A 23,634-nucleotide genomic window follows, 5' to 3' on the forward strand; every position below is an offset into this window, starting at 1 on the left:
CGTTACCCCAGGCGCGACCAGATGGCCCTTCCGGTCCGTTCGAAGCGCGCCTGGGAATACTCGTCCAGCATCTGCGCCCGGGCCTGCCGCCCCAGCGCCGCGAGGGCATCGGGGGCGGACAGGGCTTCGCGCAGCGTCGTGGCGAGCGAAACCGGATCCTCGGGCTCGGCAAGCCATCCGTTGACCTGCGGCCGGACCGAGAAAGCGAGTTCGCCCACACGCGATGCGATGACCGGAAGGCCAGCAGTCAACGCCTCGTGGGCGGCAATGCAGAAGCCCTCCCGCCGCGAAGGCTGGAGGTAGAGGTGCAGGGTTTCAAGGAAGGCCCGAGGTTCGGTGGCGTAACCGGTGAGGCGCAGTCCTTCGATACCGGCTTCGGCAGCCAGTGCCGCCAGTCGCGGGCCTTGCGCACCGTCGCCCGCAATGGCGATCTCGAAGGGAACCGGGGGACGGAACCCCTGCTCTCGCAATCGGACCAGCGCCGCGATCAGCACGTCGTAGCCCTTGGCCGGGTGAAGCCTGCCGAGACTGCCGAGACGCAGGACTTCCCCCGGCTGCCAGGCGCGCGCCTGCGGCATCGCGGGATCGGCGGCATAGATCGGCCATGTCGCTAGCCGGTCCGCAGGGACACCGAGGCGCCGGGCGGTGAGTTCCTCGACCACATGCGAATCCGCCACCCACATTGCCGCGCGGGCTTGAAGCAGGCGCAGGAGACGCTCGTTCCAGGGCTTGAGGAAGGCGTTATGCTGCCATGCGATCACGGGAATTCCCAAATGCGGCCCCAGTACCAGCCCGAGGATCGTCGCGCGGCTGAGCGAGGTCCACAGATGGGTCGCCTCCCACCCGCGCAGTTCGCGGGTCAGCCATCGGGCGGCGGCGAGATGGTCGGCCTCTCCGCCTTCGCGCACCGCGACATCGAGGCCCGCCGCCTCCATGGCAGGCAGAGCCCTGCCGTCGCGACGGGTCAGGGCAAGGACGCGGACTTGTGCACCGGCACCGCGCAGCACCGCAAGGATGGCAGGCACCGGAAGCGCCGCGCCGCCACCCTCCAGCGAGTTGATGACATAGGCGATCCGGGGACCCGTCATCACCGGCCGCTGGTGCGCCAGACGAGGACCGCGAGCAATCCGTTGGCCACGACCGCCTGCGCCACCGCCTGGATGCCCGCCCCCATCAACCCGAAGGTCGTCAGCAGCCAGGGAAGGAGCGGCAGGAAGGCGAAGCTCGACAGCAGGTTGGCCCACATCGACCGGGCCGGGTGGCCAAGCGCCGTGAGTGCCGAGGTGCAAGGCGGACCTATGAGCGCAACAGCACGCGCGGCGACCAGCGCGATCATCACGCCCGACGCGGCGCCGAAAGCCGGGCCTGCCATCAGGCGGATGATCTGGGTCGGGAAAATCCCGACGATCAGCACGACGGGAACCGCCGCCAGCACCGCGATGCCGACGACCTTGAGAAGCGTCTGGCGCAGCGCCCTGCCGCCGTATCCACCCGCAACGATGTGAGCCAGTTCGGCGTAGGAAGCATTGCCGAGGATCTGCGCGGGCTGCGCGAGGATGACGGTAGCGCGCTGCGCGACCGCAAAGAGGCCCGCCATGGCCGGTCCCATCACCCATCCGATGACCAGCGGCGCGACGCGGCCGGTCAGGTCTCCGAGGGTCACGTCCGCATTGCTCGCCAGCATGAAGCGCCAGATGCCGGTGTTGTCGTCGGTCACCCGGCCGGGCTCGGGACGCACTATCGCATTGCCCAGGCGCTTCGCCGCCATCCACAGGCCGAGACCCCACATCGCGGCGAATTCCGCCAGAGCCGCGAGCAGCCATGCGAAGAGGAACGATTTCACGCCCCATCCGCACGCGATCACCACCAATGTCCCGATCAGCCTTACCGTAGGCTGCACGAGGTTGTGCAGGCCCAGCAGATCGAAGCGCCCGCACAGTTGCAGGTAGCCTGAAGGCGTCGAGCGCACCGATCCCAGCACGGCGAAGGCGTAGTACGGCGCAAAGGCCATCGCCTTCGGAGACCAGCCGAGATGGGGACCGACGAACGGCACCAACGCCATCGCCGAGATCACTGCGAGGGCGCCCCCGGCCAGTTCGACCTTGGCGCCGAAGCGCAGCAATCGCGAAAGGCGGTGGGCTTGCCCATCGCGGTCGGCCTCGGCACCATAGCGCACGATCGCCTGCCACGAGGGGAATTCGATCACCCCGCAAACCGTGGTGACATAGGCATGGACGAGGACCAGCACGCCGTAGTCCTTCGGCCCCAGGTAACGCGTCGCCAGCAACAGATAGCCCAGGCTCATGATGCCCGCGCCCGCCTTGCCTCCCAGCACCAGGCCAAGGCTCGCAAAGATGCGGCGGACCCGGCCCGCCGGTCGATCGGTCACCATTCGCCCATCAGGATTTTCGGCGCGACGTGCTGTTGCCCATTCATCGTGCGCTTCTAGCGGCTTGCTATCCGACATTACCAGTCTTTGTACTCACGCCGGAACGAGCTTGAGATGGCGGTTATCCCGGCGGCGCCGTTCCGCGAAAGCCGCTACGGCATTCGCGGCACGAATGGAAGACGGGGTGTCCTGAAGATCGAAGCTCTGCGCGAACAGGTCCTGCTGCACGGTACGGTAACGGGTCGCGTGAAGCTCTTCGGCCCGCTCCAGCGCCTGTAGCAATGCTTCGGGCCGGGTGATGACCTCCCCGGCCGTCCAGTGCCGGAAGTTGGGGTCGCCATGCCACTCGTGGCCATGGGTGTTCAGGAAGATGCAGGGCCGCGGCCGCAGCAGGAATTCGTAGACCTGGCTGCTCGCGTCGCCGAGATAGACGTCGGCCGAGAGAGTGTAGCTCATGTCGGTCGATGCCCGGCTGCCGAGATCGACCTTGATGTTGTCGCCGCGCAGGAAACGGGGCGGTATCTCTCCTGCCCGATCGACCGTCAGCCTGTCGATCGTCACTACGTATTGCCGCTGGAACAGCATCACGTGCGGGGCGAACAGCAACCCTTGGTCGGCGCGTCCCAGGAACTGCTCGAAGACGCCGTGGCCGTGGCGATACCATGAAGACAGGTGCGGCGACGGGTGGGGGTTGTAGAGCACGACCTGCTCCACGGTGGGAAGAAAGCTGACCTGCCGGGTTTCGCGGACCAGATCGAACTTGGGGTAGCCGACGATGGTGATCGCCTCGGGGGCCATCCCGGCTTCCTGAACAAGCCGGTCGCGGATCTTGGGGCCTGAGCACAGCACATGGTCGAAGCAGGCGCTGGCCTTGTTGAAACCGATGGCCCTGTCGCCGGCGCCGTGCCGGGTGTGAACGATGCCGAGGTTGGTGAGACCGTATCGCTTCTTGAGGATCAGCGAGGTCTTCTCCGCCACCACCAGTACGTCAAGACCACGGAAAAACGCCAGATTGTCCCGATAGATCAGCAGCTTTCCGGCTGGCACCACTTTGCCGAGCAGTGCATCCACCCGCCGCGACAGCGGGGACGGTTCGAGTTCAACATGTTCGATGGTCGAGCCGATATGTGCGCCGCCGATGCGCCGCACCTCGGCCGCCAGCGCCGCGTTCGTCGTGGCGACCACGATCTTCCCGCCGAAGCCGATCTCAACGAGGGCCATTGCGATCGGAAGACTATGGGCGACCTGGTGTATCTGGTCGTGATTGAACAGGAATCCGATGCGCATAGTGGCTTGACTCCGCGACCCGCGAAGACCCGCACCCCATCCGTCACAATTTTTTCGACGTCACGCGGCCCTGACGCTGCGGCGCAGTTCCCCGTAAGCGGCGAAAAGCCCCTCGAAATGCTGGAGGTTGCTGACGACCTTGCGTTGGCCTTGCGGGATTTGCGGGCTCTCGCAGAATTTCACGATCGCATTCGCCAGCGAGAAACGGTTGCCGGCCTTGAAGGTCAGCCCACCGCCGTTCAGCGCATGATCGGCAGCGCCCCCCGCATCGGGCACGATCACGGTTGTTCCGCTGGCCCGTGCTTCGGCGCCGACCATGCAGAAGGTCTCGGCCTCGCAGCCGTGGACGACGGCATCGGCGCTCGCCAGGATTGCGGCGAAGGCAAAGCGATCGCGCTCGGGCTCGAACAGGCGGACGTGCGGATTGCCGGCGATAGCGCTGCGGATCGCGCGCTTCTCGCGGCCTTCGCCGAACAGGACCAGGCCCACCGGCACTTGCGCACTCGCCGCGACGACCGCATCCACCACCATCGGCCAGCGCTTTTCCGGCGCCAGCCTGCCCGCCGCCACCAGCAGTCGGGCATTCGGATCAAGGCCGCACAGGGCCAGAAGCCGTGCCCGCAACTCCGGATCACGTCGCTCGGGCGTGAAAACGCCGGTTTCGACGCCGAGCGGATGAACGCGCACGCCGGACACCCCGCCATCGCGAAGCCTGCCTGCGAGGTCGTGGTTGGCGCAGACGGTCATGTCGAACGCTAGGCCGAGTTCGCGCAGGTGATCCCAATAGCGCTCGAACCCGCGATCGATACGGGAGCGAGCGAGGAACGGCTCAAACCAGCGATAGGCGTAGGCGGACAGCGGATCGGCGTGCATCACCAGGCTGCGGCGCGCGTTGCCCTGCCAGCGGGCCACCATGGCCGGACTGCGCCAGGGCGACGAGACCTCCACCACATCGGGTTTCTGCGCATCCAGTGCGGCATGCAGCGCGGCCTCGTCGGCGAAGTAGCCGTACTTGCGGTCCAGCGGGAAGCGCGGGGACGGCAACGTGACGATCGATGCGCCGGGACCGCGCTCGACGATCGCATGTTCCTCGCCCGGGACGATGACGACGATCTCGTGGCCGAGCTGCGGGCCTATCCGCAGCTTCTGCTCGATATAGGTACGCACCCCGCCGCCCTGGGGGCTGTAGAAGGCACAGACATCGACGATTTTCAAGGCTCAGCCCTTTCGCTTGAGCGGCGCGACGCCCAGGCCGCTGCGATAGTTCATCAGGATGGACAGCAGTGTCGGCCCGGCGCCGGTTGTCACCGCAACCCTGGCCGCCTTGGGCTTGCTCCAGCCCAGCTTCGGGTTTCCGGAGAAGCCGATGCCATCGACGGTCCATCCGAACTTGCGATTGCCATCCCTGTCATGCAGCAGCGAGACCGCATATGCGCCCGGTCCCGGAACACGGATGCACAAGCGGACACTTCCTGTCTGCGGAACCGGCACCTCGACCCGTCGGAAAACCTTTCCGGCGTTGAGCAGGACGTTATCGTCCGCCAGGAAGTCTTCGTCGTTGGCGGGATAGACTTCCAGCTTCAGGGAGCCCTGCCGGTCCTTCAGTCCCTCGACATCGACCAGCAGCGACGGCCCCTGCTCATCCCGGCGGCATTGCCCTTCCTTCTTTCCCAGGTCAGGCGAAGAGGGGAGCGCCGCCGCGCCGAGCAGCAGGGCAGTCACAAACAGCGACGTGGCGCGGATCACCATGCGTCGACGGCTCGGCGCAGCAGGTCGGACATCACCAGACCGAGCCCCAGGACAAGGTGCACCAACAGGATCGCCGAGGCCATCATCGTCATGAGCGCGGCGATGTCGGTCTCGTGACCAAGCGTGAAGACGGCGATGCCCGCGAAGACCACGTCCTTGTTCGGGATGAACGGCAGGCGCGAGATCAGCAAGCGCATCGTCGCCAGCAGCAGCCACCACATCGCCGGAACCGAGGGGAGTACCATGTGCCACAGCACCGCCGAAAGGATCGTCGTAAGGACGATGCGCCCCAGATGCATGAAGGTGATGTACCAAAGCGCGCCCCGGTCCAGCGAAAATATCCGGCGCCGGAACGCCATCGCCAGGATCGACGTTGCCAGCACCACCGAAAGCGACAGCATGACCGCCCGGTTCTCGAACCCGATCGTGGACGAGCCCAGGAAGGGCCACAGCACCACCAGCAGGACGAGCGTGACGCCGTTGCCCGTCATCGCGGACAGGATCGACACGTCCTTGATCGCTCCGAAGGGCGCTGCGGTCATGGCGGCACGCTGGCGCGCCCAGGTGTAGAAATAGGCTTCGCCCAGGTAGCCGAGCAGGAGTTCGTTGCACACCAGCTTGCGCAGCAGCGCCGCGAAACCTTCCACAGGGAGCTGCCACAAGCGGCGATAGATGAACCACTCGCTGCCGGGACCGGCGAGATAGCTGAGCGCGAAGACGATCCAGAAGCCCGGATCGCGAGGGACCATGGACAGGATCCGCACCGTGTCCATGCCGCGCAGCTCGAGGACCACCCCAAGCGCGATCAGGATCGAGAACAGGACCGGCAACAGCGCAGTCCGGCGCTTCCATGATAGCGTATCCTGCGCGCGAAGCATCACGTTCGGTCGTTCCGCCATTGAAAGAGAAGGGGGCTGAAGCACAAGGAATTCCTTGAGAGTGAACGGGATATCCAGGGGAGGTTCGCGATTATCGCAGCGTTGGCGAGGCCATCAGGACCCGCATATGTCTGGCCGAAGCAATGGCCCGCCGCATGGTCGTCACGTAGGCTCCGGCAGCGATCTCGACAGTAAAGCGGTGCGAATACTCGCGCTGCATCGGGCCGGGCCGCGGAAGCTCGTCCGCATGCGCAATTTCCCGCGCCATCGCGTCGATGTCCCCGACCGGCACCAGCGTGGCGCGCACCCCTCGTCCGGCCAGTTCCTTCATGCTGGAGGAACAGTCGGTGGCGACGATCTGAAGCCCGGCGGCGATCGCTTCCAGGACGACGGCCGGCACGCCCTCGTAGTTCGAGGAAAGCAGAAGGCAGTCGGCGTCCCGCAGATAAGGGTCGGGATCAATCACATGGCCGCGAAAGCGCACCTTTTCCTCGATCGCCAGACCGCGCACGAGCGCTTCGAGTTGCGCCCGTTCCGGCCCGTCGCCCACGATCGTGAGTTCGTCGCCCGGCCTGAAGCCGGCTGCGAAGGCCCGCAGCATGACTTCGAGGTTCTTCTGGGGCACGAGACGCGAAAGCGCCAGGAAGCGATAGCGATGGCGGCTCCTCTGAATGCGGGGGATCGCCAAGAGACGGTCATAGCGCGCCTCGGTGAGCGCCGGATCGTGGATGGTCGTGACACGATGTGCCCCCACTGACATGGATTGGACGATCTCGCCGTGCATGGGTTCGGCCAGCGCCACGAACCGGTCCAGAGTCATCCCCTGCACCCGCAACCACAACTGGTAGACGCGCCGCCGGAAGATCGACTTGTCGCGCCGCACGAGGTCGTTGCTCACCTTGCTCACGATGGGCGGGCAGCGCTCACCCAGCAGGAGGCGGGCGGCGACGCAGACGATCGCGTATGTGTTGCCGGGGCAGAAGATCACGTCCACCCGCTCGCGGGAAAGATGTAGGAAGAAGCACCAGATCATCCAGAGCGTCTCGAACCGCGCGGTCGGCACGCGGCTCAAGACGATCCGGTAGTCGAGGTGCGCGCTGACGCGCCCCCGATCCGAGCCTTCGTCCCGTCCCAGAACGATGGACACCTGGTGGCCGGTCTGCTGCCAGCGTTCAGCCAGATTGAGAGCCACACGCTCGACCCCACCGGGTTCGAAGCTGTGGATGGGTATTGCGATCCGCAAGGGCTCCGTCATGCCCATGGGACTCCGCGCCCCGACAGGACCCGCACTCCCTGGTGCGGGGATATGCAAATTATTTCAGGAGGTCGGCGTAGCGGCCCGGGACATGGCGACGGGAGAAAGCCCGCAAGGTGGCATCGATGCTGGCGACGATCGAGGCCTTGGTCACGTCCCCGGGGTGGACCGCCAGCCGCAAGGTGCGCAGCGGCTGCAGCGCCGGCCGCGCCAACGCCGCGAAGGCCAGCGAGGACGCCGTGCGCATCGTGCTGCGCGATGCCCAGGTGACTACCGGTCCGCGCGCCAGCGGCTTGTCCTCTTGCCCCGGTCGCCACACGCGCATGTGGTCCTCGGCCAGGGCAAAGCCGCATTCACCCAGCGCCTGCATCGCGCCCGGACCGTAGAGCCAGGCGGGCGCGATGAAACCGGCGGCCGGTTTGCCGATGATGTCCTCGACCAGCGCCTTGCCGTCGCGCATGCGCTGCAGGGCCTCGGCATGGGAAAGGCCCAGGAACTCCCCCTCGCCCGCCGTCATGTGCCGCGCCTTCAGGCTGGCCGCGCCCTTGTGCTCGGCGGTATCGCGGTGAACCCAGCCATGCACGAACATCTCCACCCCGCTGTCCGCCCAGGCACGCAGCCGGGCCTGGAACCCGCGCGCCTCGGCAATCGGAGCACGGCCCCAGTGATCGGGCACCACCAGCATGGCATAACGCGCCGGGCCGAGCCGCGCCTCGATCAGGTCGGCAAGCCGGTCCACCTGGCTTTCGAAGCAGGGCGCGACGTCGTGGATCGAGGCCAGCAGGCGCTTCTCAGAAACTTGCATCGAAACCTATCCTGATCGAGCGCGGACGCATCGGCGTCTGCTGCAGTCCGTCCGCGACGGAGAAGGGATTGCCAAAGGCGAATGTATTCGCGCGGGTATTGAGCAGGTTGTCGAGGTCCAGCGCCAAGCCCCATTTGCCGAAGCCCAGTCGCGCGCCCGTCGATACGTCGTAGTAGCGCCCCTGCCCCAGCGCGAAAGGCGCCCGGATCGCGAGCTTGGAATGACCGACATAACGTACCGCTGCGTCGAGCGTGATCCGCGCCCATGACAATTCCCGATCGTACTTGGCCGCCACGCGCCAGCCTTCGTCGGCGATGTTGGGCAAGTCACGATCGGTGGCGTCGGCAAAGGCGGCCGCCGGTTTGGACAAGTCGCTGGAATTGAGGAAGCCCGCGGCTTCGAACGACAGATGGTCCTGAGCGCGCCATGCCAGCGAAAACGCCACGTTCTTCACACGGCCGGAACCGATGTTGGCGATATAGGGTAGCCCGTCCAGGCCCACGAGATCGGCCTGCACGTCCCGCCACTGCGCCAGCGAGACCGCGAGGCTTCCCGAGAGGCGGGCATCCTTCTCCATCCCGAAACGAACGCCCGCCTCGAGGGTGCGGATACGGTCGGCCCCGAAACGCTCGGCGCTCTGCGAGTTGGAGGAACCCGTCACCTGCAGCCCGCCGGGACGATAGCCCTGCTGGAAACGGCCATAGGCGAGCAGTCCGGGCCCCGCCGTCCACGAAATCGCGGCAGAGGGAAGGAACCGCTTCTGGGTGCGTACCGGCTCGAAGTCCTCGGACGCCATCTGCCCGATGAACTGGCTCGTCTGCCGCACGTAGCTCAGCCGTCCGCCTGCGGTCAGCACGAGCGTTTTCGTGATCGGCACCCCGACTTCCCCGAACCCGGCCAGGTCGAGCGTCGTGTTCGAAAGGCTGGTGAGCAGGTCCGGCGAGCCGGGCGTGCCCATGCTGCGCACGACCCGGTCGTCGTTGTGCACGACGCCGAACCCGGCCAGCCAGGTCCCCGATCCGCCCCAACTGCCGGACAATCGCGTCTCGTGGGACAGGAGGTGCACCGTGATCTCCTCGGTGAACTCGGTCGGCGATGCGGCGTCGCCAGGCGTCGCGTCGAACGTGGAATCGATCGTGTGATCGGCGTAGCCGGTGGAGGACACCAACTGCACCGCGCCCCAGTCCCGCCGCACCGTGAGGTCGGCGAGTCGATAGTCGTTGTCGAACGGTTGCGCGATCGCGGACCGGCGGGTCAGGTCCGGCTCGCCCCGCAAGGTGTATTGCCCGTCGCGAGAGGCGATGTCCTGGCTGAGGACCGACAGGTCGACGGTCCACGCCATGTCCGGCTGCCAGCGCAAACCGGCGCGGAAGCCCGTGGTCTTGTTGCGGTTGATGTCGCGCAAGCCCCGCTCGACATCGTCGATATAGCCGCCGTCAACGGTTTCGTAGGCAACTGCGCGCAGCGCCAGCTTGCCCCGCGCGAGCACGAGATTGCCGGTCACCGCCCCGTCGCCGCCCGGCGCACCGTCCTGCGTCAGGCGAACGCCTGCGGACACGTCGAAGGTATCGGATTGCAGGTCGGGCGCGTTGGGCACCAGACGGATGATGCCGCCCAGCGTCCCCGCACCGTAGAGCGTGCCTTGCGGCCCTTCGAGCACTTCGACGCGGGCGATGTCGTAAAGCGCCAGATCGGGATCGGGCGCGCTGTAGATCAGACGCGTTTCGCCCAGGTATTGGCTGATCGTCGCCTGGCTGGAACCGTTGAAGCTGCTGTCGGCGATCCCGCGAATGAACACCTTGTTGCGGCCCGGCCCCAGGTTCGTGGAGGAAAGCTGGGGCAGCTTGCCGAGGATGAAGCCGGTGCCCTTGCCACCGGCGCGCGCAAGCTCCGTCCGCTCGGGCGCGACGACCGAGATACTGGCAGGGTAGTCGAGCAGCCCAAGGCGCTGCTTGGTCGCGGTGACGACGATGTCGGGGCCGGAACCCTCCGCAGGCGGGGATGGGCGCGGGGGGCGGGGAGTGCTTTTGCGCGGCGCCGGGGCCTGCCGCACCAGCTTCACGGTCCGGGCATCGACGAAGACGAAACCGTAGCCACTGCCCGCAAGCAGCACGGCCAGCGCCTGCTCCGTGTCATAGCGCCCCCTGATCCCGCGCGTACGCAGGGTATCGAGGCGGCTGTCCCCGATCGCGATCGAGATACCCGCCTGCTCCGACAGCACGATCAGTGCGTCCGACAGCCGCCCGGCCGGAACCGAGAACTGCTGCGCGGGCCGCGCCTGAGCCGATACGGGAAGCGCCAGAGCAACCGCCGTTGCCAGGCTTGCGCGCGCCCATCTCCTACCGCGTAATCGACCAACCATCGGCAGTTGCCGTCACCTTCAAACCAAGCAGAGTGCCGACGCGCTTTTGGAGGGAGACGTCATCGCCATCAAGCTGAATGACGCCGGAAAAACGACGATGCGAAATATCCGAACCCAGTTCGACGGCAATGCCCCGCGCGCGGGTGATATCCGCCGCGACCTCGACCATCGGTGCATCGTGATAGACCAGCCGTCCGCGTGTCCAGCCGCCGATCTCCGCCGCCGGCTTCGAACCTTCGACGATGCTGCCGCTCCCCGCATCGAGCGTATCCCCGGCATTCAGGCGCAGGCGAGTCATGCCGTCCTCGAAGCGCACCGCGCCTTCGGCCACTTCGACCCGCAGCACGTCCTTGCCACTGCGCACGTTGAATACGGTGCCCACATCGACGATGCGCTGGTCACCGACCGACAGCGTGAAGGGCCGCGCGGCGTCATGACTAACCGTGAACTGCGCCTCACCGCCCTTGAGCGTGGCGACCCGGGGATCGGACTTGTCCAGCACGATCTCCGTCCCGCCGTTAAGGACGATACGCGTGCCGTCAGACAGCGCGAAAGTCCGGGTCTCTCCAGGTGCGGTACGCACCGAATAATCGCTCGACAGAAGGCCGGAACCGGCCCAGGTGCCCAGCGCTGCGAAAGCGACGGAAGCGGCCATTGCCGGCCACATCCAGCGGCGTGCGGGGCGCAGCTGCGCCATCTCCGGGAACGGATCGACCTCGACTTCAGCGGGCGCTTCGCGGGCGATCTCCACCGCCGGCTCCAGCGCCAGGTCGGCGTCGCAGACGGCTTCGTAGATGTCGTTGTGGCGCGGATCGGCTTCGAGCCAGTCGGCGAAACCGCCCCAGTCCGCGTCCGAACCATCGCTCAGGCGCAAGTGCCAGGCGATCGCTGCATCGCGCATGGTCTGTTCAGCGAGCGGCTGCATCGGTGCCTCCTGCAGTGTCGAGGACTGTCCCGCCTGAACCGGTCGGCGGCATCGCCTCCGGGTTCAGACGATTGCGGATTTCAAGTACGGCGCCATAGGCGCGCTGGAGATGTTTTTCGACCGCGCTCAGGCTGATGCCGAGATCGCGCGCGATCTCCTTCTGCGACACGCCTGCGATGCGATATTGCCGGAAGACGTAGGCCGTGCGTTCCGGCAGCTTTGCCAGCCGCGCTTCCACGCGAGCCAGATGATCGCGGGCGAGCAGCGTCGTCTCCTGGTCCGGAGCGAGATCCGCCATCTCGATATCCGTCGCAGCCAGGCCGGACGGCGCGCCGAGCCAGTCCGCATCGCGAGCCTGCTGCCGCGCTTCGGTACGGCGGCGGGTATGCGCCATGTTGTTGAGCATCTGGTAGAGATAGGCCCGCGGCGAGCGTACCGGTCCGGTCACACTCGTCTCCACCCGGAGAAACAGGTCCTGCAACAGGTCGTCGACGTCCGTCTCGCTGACACGGCGCGCCAGCAGGAACCGGCGCAGTTCGGGCCGCAGCGTCAGGCACAACTGGCGCAGGCCGGCATCGACCGGAACTTCGTGGCCATCGGATGTCATTGCCCGTCCAGCCTTGGCAAATGCAGTCTCCCCTCCAGGGCGGAGCAGACCCTTACGCGAACGAGCCGCCGGTGTCATCATCGCGCCCATTCAGAACATCGACGTCAGGGTAAACCCGACGTCGCTCGCATGGCGCATTCCCGTTCCGGCGCCGACCGCGCGGCGGCCTTCGCGAGCCTCCAGCATCAGCCAGGTGCGCGCGTCGTCACCCCCGTCGCTCAGGTTCATCCGCAAGGCGGCGCGCACACCGCGTGCCGCCGCCGGTTCACCGTTGCCCATCCGTATCACATCGAGGTCCATCTGCCGGCCACCCCAGCCGCCCTGCCGGAACCATCCGGTCGAGACCGACCACTGGCCGCGATGATCCCAGGTCACCTGCGCCGATGCGTAGCCCGCCGTCGATTTCGCGGGAAGCACCGCGGGAGACATGCTGCGACGCCCCGCCTTGCCGATATCGGCGCGTAGTCCGACGGTGTCCCCGTCGCCCACGGCGTGCCATGCGCGCAGCCCTGCCTGATGATCGCTGAAATGATCGCCCGACGCGCAGCAGTCCACGTCGCCATCGCGTGAGGATCGCAGGGACAGGTAGTCGAAGCTCCAGCCCGCATCTCCGCCATCGACCGCCAGACTGACGGCCTTCCCGCGATCCACGATGCCGCGATCGTGCCCGCTCCAGCGCACTTGTTCAGGCAGGAGCGAGACCGCGCGGGCACCGTGCATCTTTGCAGAGCGTGCCTCCGCACCGGCCGGCGCAGCCGCCGCCGCCGCCGCCGCCGCCGCCAGCACGCAAAATAGACTCAAGGTTCCGGTTCCGCGCATCCGCGCCGCTTCCCTTCCGTTGCTGTCCGACAAACCCGGGACAATGCTGGGACTCCGTCGCCTGCAGGGAACCGCACATCGAATTTCGAAGGTGCGGGTCACGCCGGACCGCGGGGTCTACTGCGTGAACCTGTGGGAGTATCTCGCGTGAAGCGCCTGCGCATGTTGACCGTCGCCACCCTGGCGGGAATCCTCGCCCTGAACTTGTCCCTGCCTTCCCCCGCCGCCGTCTCGCCCGAGCCGGTGCACGCCCGTCCGCATGTGGCGGGCGAGCTTTCGGTCATGACCTACAACGTCAAGGGCTTGCCCTTCCCCGCCGCCTACGGCCGCGCCGGCAAGCTGACCGAGATCGGGCAGCGCCTGGGCTACTTGCGCCGCGCCGGGGTGCAGCCGCATGTCGTCCTGCTTCAGGAGGCCTTCATACCGGAAGCCAAGGCCATCGCGCAGGCCGCCGGATACGCTCATGTCGCGCTGGGGCCGCAAATCTCCGACGTGCGGAGTGCGCCCACAGATCTTGCCGCGGGCGCGTCCTGGATCAAGGGGGAAAGCCTCGGTAAATGGGTCGATAGCGGCCTCGTGATCCTGTCCGACTATCCCATAGTCCGCACGCGCAAGATGGCGTTCCCGGCCGACATGTGCGCCGGCTTCGACTGCCTGGCCGCCAAGGGTGTGCTGCTAGCGTGGATAAAGGTGCCGGGACACGATGGCCCCGTCGCCATCGCCGACACCCATCTCAACTCACGCAAGGCTTCCGGCGTCGACGTGAACCGGGCCAATACCGCCTATGCGTTGCAAGTCGCCGCCGCACGCAACTTCATTCGCGCCAATGTGCAGGCCGATACGGACATCATCTTCGGCGGGGATTTCAATCTCGGCCACGACCCCAACCGCGTCGCGGCCGAGGAGGCCGAAGGCGGCATCGTGCCCGGGGCGCGGGAGGCAACGTCTCTGGCGAATTCGATCGACACGACGGGGATGGCCGCGCGCGACCGCACCGCGATCCTCTCACGCGCCAAGGACAAGCAGTATTTCCGCGCCGGCACAGACGAGGGACTGGCCTTGCGCGACCTGGAAGTGCCCTTCGGCATCGGCAACGGCGGGACCGAATTGTCGGACCATCTGGGTTTTGTCGCCAGCTACGCGGTTCGCTGAACCGCCGCGACAGCGCAAAAAGAATGGGGCGAACTTGCGTTCGCCCCAAGGTTGGTGGCGCGTCGGCAGCGCAAATGTTGGGGCTAGTGCGCTGCAGCTGCGTCAGGATCCTTCGGACGAGTCCGGCGGCAGGTAGATGTCAGGCTTCTTCGCAGGCTTGGGCGCAACGACCTGCGGTGTCACCACGTCGAGCTTTTCCATCTGCGCCCGCGCGACCTTGGCCGTCAGCGGCAGCCACTTGCCGTCGGCCTGGACGATCTCCTGACCCTCCCGGCTCAGGACAAAGCGCAGGAATTCCTTGAGCCGGGGCTCCATCGGCTGGCCTGCAAGCTGGTCCGCATAGGCATAGACGCCGAGACCCAGTGGATAGCTGCCCTGCTGCACGGTATCGAGGCTGGGCTTGACGAACGCCTTGCCCTTTGCGTCCGAGATCGGCACCACGCGCGTCCCCGCCGCCGCGAAGGTCGAGGGCGCGAAGGTGATCGCGCAAGGGTCCTCGGCGACGATCTTCGCGCGGTCCGCGCTCGGCACGGTCCGGCTCTTGTCCGCGTTCAGCGCGAGCGGAACTTCCCGCGCGGTGTCGTTCCAGATATTGCCGCCCGCCAGCACCTTGCGCTCGAACACCGACATCAGGTGATACTTGAGCGGCGGGATGACCACGTTGATCGGCTTGTTGGCGCAGTAGCCCGTGACCCCGGCCTGCGCCCAGGTCCGGATGTTCTGGTCCGCACCGCGCCCGGCCTGACGGCGCCAGGTCGTACCGGCCCAGCCGCCGCGACGCGGTCCTCCGAAGATGCCGTCGAGCTGCTTCACGCTGAGGCCCTTGATCGGGTTCTTTGCGTTCACCAGGATCGCGAACGCGGGGCTCCAGCCCGAAACATCGGCCGACCCGGTCGCGATCTGTATCTCGCGCGGGGAGCGTTCGTGCTTCATCTGGAAGTTGTAGTATTCGCCCGCGAAGTAGGTCGTCCACTTGCGGCCCATCGAGACATCGACCTGCCCCGAATTGAGATCGCCGTCCTTGAATTCGAACTTGACGCCCGGGTGCAGCTTTTCGAAGGCAGCGACCAATGCCGGGCCGACCTTGCTGGCCATCATCTGCCCACTCGCGGGCATGCGGATCACGCCTGATACCTGCGCGCCCGGCTTGTAAGCGGGCAGGCCCGAAAGGTCGAACCGCTTCGTGTAGTACGCCTGCGTAGCCGAAACCTTGCCGGTTTCGTCGGGGCTTTCGCCTTCCCACTTCTTGGGCGCGATCATGTCGGTCTGCAGCCCGAGTTCGCGCTCATCGACCTGCGGGCCGATGGCATCGAGCCTGGCGATCATCTCGCGCGCGTGCGAGGCCGGGACGGTGAACCACTTGCCATCGCGCTGGATCGCATCCTGCCCTTCCCGGCTGAGCATGAAGGTAAGGAATTCCTTCACCAGCGGATTGAGCGGTTTGCCCGGCGCAAGGCGCGCCTGCGCCCACTGCTCGATGAACAGCGGATAGCTGCGGTCGCGCAGCGACTGCTCGGTGATGGCCACGAACGGCCCCGCCTTGGTGGCCGCAAGCGGCAGCGCCCTCACGCCGGGAATCGACGAGCCCATGTCGCTGAACACGATGCCGTACTTGTCGGCAGCCATGTCCTTCACCATTTCGACCGACGAGGTGTACCGGGTATAGTCCGGGTTCATCTCGTGCGAATACTCCATGGTATTCTCGTTCCAGATGTCGCCGCCCTGGAACACCTTGCGCTCGAAGCCGAGCTGGATGTTGTACTTGAGCGGGCGGCCGTAGATGTGGATGGGCTTGTCCGCCCATTCCCCGGTCAGGCCCAGTTGGCCCCAGGTCCGCAGGTTCTTGTCCGCTCCCCGCGCCGAGCCCGGATCCCAGGTCGTGCCCTTCCAGCCGCCGGTCCGCGCGCCCGCGAAGATGCCGTCGAGCTGGTCGACCGACATGTGCGCGATCGGGTTGTCCTTGTGCACGAAGATGACGAAACCGGGGCTCCAGCCCGGAACGTTGTATGATCCCGTCGCCCAGTCCACCTCGAAGATGCGCTGCTTGGTCGAGCGCTCGTATTCCGACACTTCGCGCAGGCGGTCGGCGATGCGCGGGCCGGTCTGGATGTCGACCTTGCCAGACGCGATCGTGCCTTGCTGGACGATCTCGACCTTCACGCCCGGCTGGAACTTCTGGAACGCCGCGACCCACTGATCCTTGATCAGCCCGTCGTGCAGGTAAAGCCCGGAAATGCGGATCGTACCGGAAAGCTGCTGCTTGGGCGCATAGGCCGGATAATCGTCCATCGGCGCCAGTTGGGTATAGAATCGCTTCTTGGCGCGCGCGTCGGTCCGCGCGTTGTGCTCGCCGCGAATGACGAGGTTTTCGAGCATCCCGTCGCCCAGCCGGTCGATGATCTGCTGGTAGCTCTCGCCGGTCGCGCGCTTGTCGTCCTGTGCGTGCGACGGCGCCGGCGGCGCGGTGTCCTGAGCCTGCGCCGCTGCGAGCCCGCAGAGCATGACGGCCCCGATCGCGTAGCGCGAACTTGCGGCCAGCGCGCGGCTGGTCGAGCGATGTACAGCAGCAGTTCTTCCAGACCTGGAAGTCATGTCTCTCTCCCGATTATTGCCCCTGACGACGCATCGCGCCGTCTGTCAATGGACCCCGTTCTGCCGGACGAAGCTGTCAACGAGCCGTCATTGCGGCGCAGCATCGCGGAATTTCTTCACAAGCGAAATTTGCCGCCGCTCAGGTCTTGAACTGAGCATGCAAACAGCCCCATGCTGCGCAGCAATTGCGTAAGGGAGAGAACGATTGCGCATTCTTCTGGTTGAGGACGACGAGGATGTTGGCGACGCCATCGCAAGGCGGCTGCGCGGCGACGGCCACGCTCTCGACTGGCTCAAGGACGGCGAGGAAGCCGACGACGTGCTGAAATACCAGCCGTTCGACCTCGTCATCCTCGATATCGGACTTCCCGGGATGGACGGCTTTTCCGTCCTGCAGGGCCTGCGCAGCCGGGGAGACCGGTGCCCGGTCCTGATGCTGACGGCGCGATCGGATATCGAGGATCGTGTCACCGGGCTCGATGTCGGCGCCGACGATTACATGTCCAAGCCGTTCGATTTCCGGGAACTGGATGCGCGGTGCCGTGTGCTGCTGCGCCGCACCCAGTCCGTCACCACCAGCACCACGACATTGGGCAAGCTGGTGTTTGACCGCAGCGCCAAGCGCGCGCTGCTCGACGATATCCAGGTCCACCTGCCCAACCGCGAGTACCGGCTGCTCGAAATCCTGATGGGCAACATCGGCAAGGTGCTGACCAAGGAGCAGATCGGCGCGCAACTGTTCGACTTCGACGACGACGCCGGGGCAAATGCCATCGAACTCTACATCGGCCGCCTGCGCCGCAAGCTGGGGGAGGCGCTGACGATCAGGACGGTGCGCGGCATGGGCTACGTGGCCGAGCCCAATGACGCGAACGCCTAGGACGTTCTCGCTCCGCCTGCGCCTTGCGGCGGGCATGGCGGCGCTTTTCCTGGTCGGCATGCTGGGGCTCTACGCTGCCGCGTTCGCGTTCGGACGCACCGCTGCGGACAGATTGTACGACCGGCTGCTGGCCAGCGCGGGACGCTCCATCGCGGAAACGCTCGTCGTGACCAACGCCGGCTTCGACGTCGACATACCGTATTCGGCATTCGAAACGCTCGGCGCGGCCCCGGAGGATCGCGTGTTCTACCGTGTCTTCGACGACGCCGGGCACACCGTCACCGGCTATGGCGATCTCCCGCTGTCCCCGGTCGCCCCGCGCGCCAGCGCCTATCGCCCCGATGCGACGTTCTTCACTGCGGACTATCGCGGCGAGCCAGTCCGTTTCGTCACCGTCGGGCGCAAGCTGGCAAGCGTGGACGCGCCCTCGAACCTGCGTCCGGTCTGGGTCGAGGTGGGCCAGACCCGGCGCGCCCATAGCGCGCTGGTCCATGAACTCGTGCTCCGGTCGCTTTTCCCGATCGCCTTCATGACGATCGTGGGCCTGCTGATCATGTGGTTCGGGGTAGGCCATGCCCTGCGCCCGCTCACACGGATCGGCGACGAACTGTCCACCCGCGCGCCGACCGACCTGCATCCGATCAGCGCCCCGGTCCCTTCCGAAGTGGTGCCCCTAGTCTCCGCGATCGACGGCTTCATGGAGCGCCTGCGGCTCAACATCCACACCTTGCGCAGTTTCGTCGGCGAGGCCGCGCATCAGTTGCGCACGCCGCTCGCCGCGATCCGGGCGCAGGCGCAGGTCGCGGACCGGGCGGATGCGAAAGATCTCGGCCGCAGCCTCGACGCGGTCGAGCGCAATGCAGCGAAGCTGACCCGGCTCGTGAACCAGATGCTCAGCGACGCGACGATGAGCCATCGCTCGGACACGCTGGCTTCCGAGCGGTTCGACGTGATCGACGTGGTGCGCGAAACCGTCCATGAAATGACCGCCTTTCGCCAGGACGGCACGTGCGACCTGACGATTGCGATCGACGAAGCCCCGGCGCAGGGCGATCCGCTCATGCTTGCAGAAGCGCTGCGCAACGTCGTCGACAATGCCTGGGTCCATGGAGGAGGTGAAGCCGAACTCGGCCTTCGCCTGGAGGGCGAGACTTACCTAATCGACGTCGCGGACCGGGGCCGGGGCATCTCGGACCCTATGAAGGAGGCAAGTTTCGAGCGCTTCGTCCAGGGCGCGCAGCCCCGTGGCGGTGCCGGTCTGGGCCTCGCCATCGCCCGCCGCGCGGTGAACAGCCATGGAGGGACGATCGCACTGCTCGACCGGCCAGGCGGAGGTCTCATCGTGCGCATCGGCATTCCGGCATTGGTGCAAGAGGCATGAGCAGGCGACCGGTCATCATTGCCGTCGTCGTGCTGGCGGTCGCGGCGGCGCTTGCCGCCACCATCTTCCCGGTTTCGCACGGCGGCAGGGCTCCGCGCTCGAAGGTGATCGTGCTGGGCACCAGCGGGGAGAGCCTTCTCGCTCCGGCCATCCGGGCATTTCACCAGAAAAATCCTTCGACGACCATCGAGTATCACGAGATGGACGGCCTCTCCATCTACCGCAAGGTCGCCGATGATCTGGCGAAAAGGCGCAGCGGGGCGGATTTCACGCTCAGCACTTCGATGGATCTGCAGGTCAAGCTCGTCAACGATGGTGCATCCAGTCCTCATGTCTCGCAGAATGCCGCCGCGCTCCCGCCTTGGGCACGCTGGCGCAACGAGGCTTTTGGCGTCACTTTCGAGCCCATCGTCATGGTGTTCAACACGAACGTCATGCATGGTCGCACCATCCCGCGCTCACGTTCCGAACTGCTGGAGGCGATCGCAGCCGACCCCGCTTTCTGGCGCGGCAGGATCGGCACTTTCGACCCTCGCCGCAGCGGCACCGGCTACCTGATGCTGTCGCAGGATTATCGCCAGTCCGGCGACGCGAGTGCCCTGTTCCGTGCCTTCGGTGAAAGCGGGGTCTTCCTCGACGAAGACAGTTCCGCCATCTTCCGCAGGCTGGACCGGGGCGAGCTGGCGATGTCCTACAACAGCCTGAGCAGCTACGCGCGGCGGCGGCAGGCTGCTGGGGCGCCGCTCGAGATCGTGTTCCCGCACGAATTCACCCTCGCCATCCTGCGCACCGCCGTCATCCCGCGCAACGCGGCAAACCCGCAGGGCGCGCATGCCTTCCTGGAATTCCTGCTCTCGCCGGAAGGCCAGCGCGCGCTCTCGCGCAATACAGGGTTCTACGGCATCCGCGAGGATGCGGTCACCGGCGGCATCGGCATCACCGAATCGGGCATCGTCCGTCCGGTGCCGCTTGGGCCGGGCTTGCTGGTCTACCTCGATCAACACAAACGACGGCGCCTGCTGGAAAACTGGGACAGCCTGATGGAACGGCAGTCCCCCTGAAGAAAGCCCGCGTCACGCCGTTGCTGCGCTGCAATGTCAGGTGGATGATAGGTTGAACTGCCATCCTGACCGGCAGGCACGTATCGTGTCGCCATTGTCAGGAGAGGATACCATGAAATTTTTGGCGTTGACTGCCGCGCTGTTGCTGTCGGCGGCACCATCGGCTTCGATCGCGGCCGAGCAAGGCGCGCAGCCGGAAACCACCCGCGATGCGGACGCCCTGTCGAAGGCCCGTGCGATCGGCACCAAGATCCGCAAGGTGAAGAAATTCTACGAGCCCCAGTTCGATATCTCCGGGCTCGAATCCTACAAGCCGCAGCAGCAGGTCTCGGGCACGATCCGGCAGTGGGGTAACAACTACATCAAGGATTCCGGGCTCGTCGATGTCTGGGAAGCCGAGTTCAGGAAGCATCAGCCCGGCATCCAGTTCTCCGACAACCTCTACTCCTCCGCCGTCGGCTTCCCCGGGTTGGTGGCAAACGTCGCGGACCTCGCGCCGATGGGCCGTCAGGCGCTGTGGGACGAACTCAAGGGCTTCGAGCGCGAAGGCGCGGGCGGCGGTGACGACGGCGCGAGTTCGACCGAACTGGTCGAGATCGTCATGGCCACCGGCAGCTTCGACGTGCGCGGCTGGACGTATGCGCTCGGCTTCTTCGTCAACAAGGACAACCCGCTCGCCTCGCTCAGCATGGAGCAGCTCGACGGCATCTTCGGCGCACGGCGCGATGGCGGCTGGGACGGACTGACCTGGCGCACGGACTGGGCGCGCGGACCGGAGAAGAACATCCGGACCTGGGGGCAGCTGGGCCTTAAAGGCAAGTGGGCCGACAAGCCGATCCACGTCTACGGCTACAACGCGAAGTACCACTTCCAGGACGAGATCGACAAGAAGGTGCTCAAGGGATCGTCCAAGTGGAACGAGGACCTGCGCGCCTATTCGAACATCACCGGGCTGAAGAAGGACGGATCGCTGACGGCGGGCGGCGAACTCATCATGAACGCGGTCGCTGCCGACCCTTACGGCATCGGCTATACCGGCATGCCCTTCGCCCAGCCCGGCGGGAAGGTCCTCGCCCTCTCAACCGGCAAGGGCGCCCCGGTTCCGCTGACGCTCAAGACCGTGCAGGATCGCAGCTATCCGCTGCTTCGCGACGTCTATTATTACGTGAAGAAGCAGAAGGGGAAGCCGATCGACCCCAAGGTCAAGGAATTCCTGCGCTACGTCCTCAGCCGTGAAGGCCAGGCGGCGGTGCAGGCCGATGGCAAGTATCTGCCCCTCACCCCCGAGGCCGCGAAGGAACAGCTGGCCAAGCTCGACGCGATCGACTGAGGTCCAACGGCTCCGGCGGTGCATCGCGCCGCCGGAGCTGCTGCCTTATTGCAGAAACGCGGCAAGGCCCCGCTCGGGATCGAGAATGCCTTCGTAGATCATACGCAGCGCCACGAAGAGGATGGCGGCAAGGCCGATATAGGCGATCCAGCGATACCGCTCAATCAGTCGCGCCAGGAAGTTCGCGGCCACGCCCATCAGCACCACGGATAGCACCAGCCCGGTAACGAGCAGGCCGGGATGCTCTCGCGCCACTCCGGCCACGGCCAGGACGTTGTCGAGGCTCATGCTGACGTCCGCCACCATGACGGCCACCGCTGCTGCAGCGAAGGACTTGGGCGCTGCCGGCTTGGCCGCAATCTCCGCATCGTCGCCGGATGCCTGCAGTTCGCGCCAGAATTTCCAGCCGACCCAGAGCAGCAGCAGGCCGCCTGCAAACACCAGTCCCGTCACCTGCAGCAACTGCGTCACCGCAAGTGCGAAAACGATGCGCAGCACCAGCGCCGCCGCGATCCCCATGAGAATGATGCGGTGCCGCCGCGACGGCGAGAAACCCGCCGCCAGCGCCCCGACGACGATGGCGTTGTCGGCGGCAAGGACGACGTCGATCAGCACGATCTGGCCGAGCGATGCCAGCATGACGGGGTCGGCCAGATGCATGGCGTCGGACGCCATGGTATCGAACATGGACAAGGGGATCACCTCGCAGGAATTCGGGGCAGGAAGTCAGTAAGAAAAGCGGTTACGCGCCGTCATTCCCAGCGGGCATCGCCGCCGAGGGCACGGAACAGCGCGACGCGGTTGCTCGCGGCCTCCAGTTCTATGGCGACGATGTCGCGCCGCGCGGAATAGGCGGCGCGCTGGGCGACGAGACTGGAAAGGAACGTATCGACGCCGCGCCGGTATCGGGCATCGGCAAGCGCATAGCCATCTTCGGCGGCCACGGCCTGACGGCGGATCGCGGCCATTTCCGCGTCGATCGTGCCGCGCCGTGCGAGCCCGTCCGCCACGTCGCGAAAGGCCGACTGGATCGACTTTTCGTAAGTGGCCAGCGCCGCATCCCGCTGTGCCTGCGAGAGGCGAACACCCGCCTTCGCCGCGCCCGCCTGGAAGATGGCATAGCTGGCATCCCCCGAACCCGAGTAGCGAAACGCCCCGCCGGTAAAGAGGCCGGAGAGCGCGTTGCTCGCGAAGCCCAGCAGGCCGGTGAGCGAGATGCGGGGGAACATGGCTGCCCGTGCGGCGCCGATCTCGGCATTTTCCGCAAGCATCAGGTATTCGGCCTGGATGACGTCGGGCCGTCGCAGCAGAACCCGGGAATCCACCCCTGCGGGGACCTCCTTTACGCCTTGCGCGGCCTGCTCGATCCGGTCGGGGAGCAGGTCATTCGCGATCGGGCCTCCGACGAGAAGCTGCAGACCGTTGATGTCCTGCGCCAGCGCGGTGCGCTGCCTCGCAACGTCCGCCTCGGCGGTGGCGAGGATCTGCTCCGCCTGTCGCAAGTCCGAGCGCGGCGCGATGCCCCCGTCCAGGCGCGCACGGGTGAGCGCGACGGTCCGCTGCGCACTGGCGACGGTATCGAGCGCGACCTGCAGCAGCGACGCATCGGCGGCATGGGCCAGCCAGCCGTCCGCGATGTCCCCCACGAGCGCGAGCCGCGTGGCGCGGGCGCCCGCTTCGCTTGCGAGATAGCGATTCTGTTCGGCCTCGCTCAGCGATGCCAGCCTGCCGAACAGGTCCAGTTCGAAGGCGGTGATGCCCAGCTGCGCCGAATAGCTCGTACGCGATCGGACCTGCCCGCCGGTCGCGGCGCCCTGATTGCCCAGGGTGCCGTTGTTGCTGCGCGTATGCGTGGCACCGGCGGTCAGGTCGAGCTGGGGCAATTGCTCCGCGCGCTGGATACGAACTTGCGCTCGCGCCGCCATGACGTTGGCGGCGGCGACCTTGAGGTCGCGGTTGCTCTCCAGCGCCTGCTCGATCAGGCTCTGCAGCCGCTGGTCGGCGAAGATGCCGCGATAACCGATTGTTTCGGGCAAGGCAGCTTGCGGTGCGCCATAGGCCGGCCCGCTCGGCCAGGTTTCCGGCACCGGCGGCGCTACCGCCACATCCCGCGGCGCCATCGAGCAGGCCGAAAGCAGCAGCGGCAGGGCGAATTTCATAGG

The 23,634-nt window shown here is 66.4% G+C and carries 20 protein-coding genes; 5 read left to right on the plus strand and 15 right to left on the minus strand.

Annotation, left to right across the window (positions count from 1 at the left end; translation table 11 throughout):
- Positions 1-2 precede the first annotated feature (2 nt).
- From HWN72_RS17980 to HWN72_RS18035, 12 genes are all read right to left on the minus strand, one after another.
- Entirely contained in the window at positions 3-1,088 is a 1,086-nt protein-coding gene (locus HWN72_RS17980; protein ID WP_036528366.1) for a glycosyltransferase, read from the minus strand.
- On the minus strand, positions 1,088-2,392 hold the full coding sequence (locus HWN72_RS17985) for a lipopolysaccharide biosynthesis protein (RefSeq protein ID WP_036528368.1): 1,305 nt from the start codon (positions 2,390-2,392) through the stop codon (positions 1,088-1,090). The genes HWN72_RS17980 and HWN72_RS17985 overlap by 1 nt, the downstream gene beginning before the upstream one ends.
- A 90-nt stretch (positions 2,393-2,482) precedes the next feature.
- Positions 2,483-3,676 carry a hypothetical protein gene (locus HWN72_RS17990; RefSeq protein ID WP_036528370.1) on the minus strand — a complete coding sequence of 398 codons (1,194 nt, stop codon included), beginning with the start codon at positions 3,674-3,676 and terminating at the stop codon, positions 2,483-2,485.
- A 60-nt stretch (positions 3,677-3,736) separates the two neighbouring features.
- Positions 3,737-4,891, minus strand: coding sequence for a glycosyltransferase (locus HWN72_RS17995; protein ID WP_008828756.1), 1,155 nt, complete (start codon positions 4,889-4,891; stop codon positions 3,737-3,739).
- A gap of 3 nt (positions 4,892-4,894) precedes the next feature.
- Positions 4,895-5,425, minus strand: coding sequence for a DUF2141 domain-containing protein (locus tag HWN72_RS18000; RefSeq protein ID WP_051587062.1), 531 nt, complete (start codon positions 5,423-5,425; stop codon positions 4,895-4,897).
- Positions 5,419-6,303: a hypothetical protein gene (locus tag HWN72_RS18005; RefSeq protein WP_036528424.1), complete on the minus strand. Its 885-nt coding sequence runs from the start codon at positions 6,301-6,303 to the stop codon at positions 5,419-5,421. Before HWN72_RS18005 ends, HWN72_RS18000 begins: the two co-directional genes overlap by 7 nt.
- A 91-nt stretch (positions 6,304-6,394) precedes the next feature.
- Complete coding sequence (locus HWN72_RS18010; RefSeq protein ID WP_248006095.1) at positions 6,395-7,558, minus strand: glycosyltransferase; 1,164 nt, start codon at positions 7,556-7,558, stop codon at positions 6,395-6,397.
- A gap of 58 nt (positions 7,559-7,616) precedes the next feature.
- Complete coding sequence (locus HWN72_RS18015; protein ID WP_211150918.1) at positions 7,617-8,363, minus strand: DUF2334 domain-containing protein; 747 nt, start codon at positions 8,361-8,363, stop codon at positions 7,617-7,619.
- Positions 8,350-10,725 carry a TonB-dependent receptor gene (locus HWN72_RS18020; protein WP_248006096.1) on the minus strand — a complete coding sequence of 792 codons (2,376 nt, stop codon included), beginning with the start codon at positions 10,723-10,725 and terminating at the stop codon, positions 8,350-8,352. The genes HWN72_RS18015 and HWN72_RS18020 overlap by 14 nt, the downstream gene beginning before the upstream one ends.
- On the minus strand, positions 10,703-11,650 hold the full coding sequence (locus tag HWN72_RS18025; protein WP_036528375.1) for a FecR domain-containing protein: 948 nt from the start codon (positions 11,648-11,650) through the stop codon (positions 10,703-10,705). The genes HWN72_RS18020 and HWN72_RS18025 overlap by 23 nt, the downstream gene beginning before the upstream one ends.
- Complete coding sequence (locus tag HWN72_RS18030; protein ID WP_036528377.1) at positions 11,634-12,257, minus strand: RNA polymerase sigma factor; 624 nt, start codon at positions 12,255-12,257, stop codon at positions 11,634-11,636. The genes HWN72_RS18025 and HWN72_RS18030 overlap by 17 nt, the downstream gene beginning before the upstream one ends.
- A 90-nt stretch (positions 12,258-12,347) precedes the next feature.
- The gene (locus HWN72_RS18035) at positions 12,348-13,076 is read right to left on the minus strand and encodes a hypothetical protein (RefSeq protein WP_211150919.1); all 729 of its coding nucleotides are present in this window, start codon (positions 13,074-13,076) and stop codon (positions 12,348-12,350) included.
- A 147-nt stretch (positions 13,077-13,223) separates the two neighbouring features.
- Here HWN72_RS18035 and HWN72_RS18040 point away from each other — a divergent pair, with 147 nt between their 5' ends.
- Positions 13,224-14,228 carry an endonuclease/exonuclease/phosphatase family protein gene (locus tag HWN72_RS18040; RefSeq protein ID WP_036528381.1) on the plus strand — a complete coding sequence of 335 codons (1,005 nt, stop codon included), beginning with the start codon at positions 13,224-13,226 and terminating at the stop codon, positions 14,226-14,228.
- A gap of 102 nt (positions 14,229-14,330) precedes the next feature.
- Here the strand turns inward: HWN72_RS18040 and HWN72_RS18045 are convergent, their stop codons facing one another.
- Positions 14,331-16,820 (minus strand): PstS family phosphate ABC transporter substrate-binding protein, encoded by a 2,490-nt coding sequence (locus HWN72_RS18045; RefSeq protein ID WP_231958336.1) that lies wholly within the window; start codon positions 16,818-16,820, stop codon positions 14,331-14,333.
- A gap of 205 nt (positions 16,821-17,025) precedes the next feature.
- Here HWN72_RS18045 and HWN72_RS18050 point away from each other — a divergent pair, with 205 nt between their 5' ends.
- The 4 genes from HWN72_RS18050 to HWN72_RS18065 all read left to right on the plus strand — a co-directional run bounded on the left by HWN72_RS18050 (position 17,026) and on the right by HWN72_RS18065 (position 21,472).
- Positions 17,026-17,700, plus strand: coding sequence for a response regulator transcription factor (locus HWN72_RS18050; RefSeq protein WP_008828745.1), 675 nt, complete (start codon positions 17,026-17,028; stop codon positions 17,698-17,700).
- 34 nt (positions 17,701-17,734) lie between these two features.
- Positions 17,735-19,081, plus strand: a complete 1,347-nt coding sequence (locus tag HWN72_RS18055; protein WP_051587063.1) for a sensor histidine kinase — start codon at positions 17,735-17,737, stop codon at positions 19,079-19,081.
- Positions 19,078-20,142, plus strand: a complete 1,065-nt coding sequence (locus tag HWN72_RS18060; RefSeq protein WP_036528386.1) for an ABC transporter substrate-binding protein — start codon at positions 19,078-19,080, stop codon at positions 20,140-20,142. The genes HWN72_RS18055 and HWN72_RS18060 overlap by 4 nt, the downstream gene beginning before the upstream one ends.
- 112 nt (positions 20,143-20,254) lie before the next feature.
- The gene (locus tag HWN72_RS18065; RefSeq protein WP_008828742.1) at positions 20,255-21,472 is read left to right on the plus strand and encodes a PstS family phosphate ABC transporter substrate-binding protein; all 1,218 of its coding nucleotides are present in this window, start codon (positions 20,255-20,257) and stop codon (positions 21,470-21,472) included.
- Between the two features lie 45 nt (positions 21,473-21,517).
- On the opposite strand, the gene HWN72_RS18070 is transcribed toward HWN72_RS18065, so the two are convergent.
- On the minus strand, positions 21,518-22,159 hold the full coding sequence (locus HWN72_RS18070) for a YjbE family putative metal transport protein (protein ID WP_036528388.1): 642 nt from the start codon (positions 22,157-22,159) through the stop codon (positions 21,518-21,520).
- A gap of 65 nt (positions 22,160-22,224) precedes the next feature.
- Positions 22,225-23,631 (minus strand): efflux transporter outer membrane subunit, encoded by a 1,407-nt coding sequence (locus HWN72_RS18075; RefSeq protein WP_081799147.1) that lies wholly within the window; start codon positions 23,629-23,631, stop codon positions 22,225-22,227.
- Positions 23,632-23,634 lie beyond the last annotated feature (3 nt).

Source organism: Novosphingobium sp. HR1a, assembly GCF_015594425.1.
GTDB lineage: Bacteria > Pseudomonadota > Alphaproteobacteria > Sphingomonadales > Sphingomonadaceae > Novosphingobium > Novosphingobium resinovorum_A.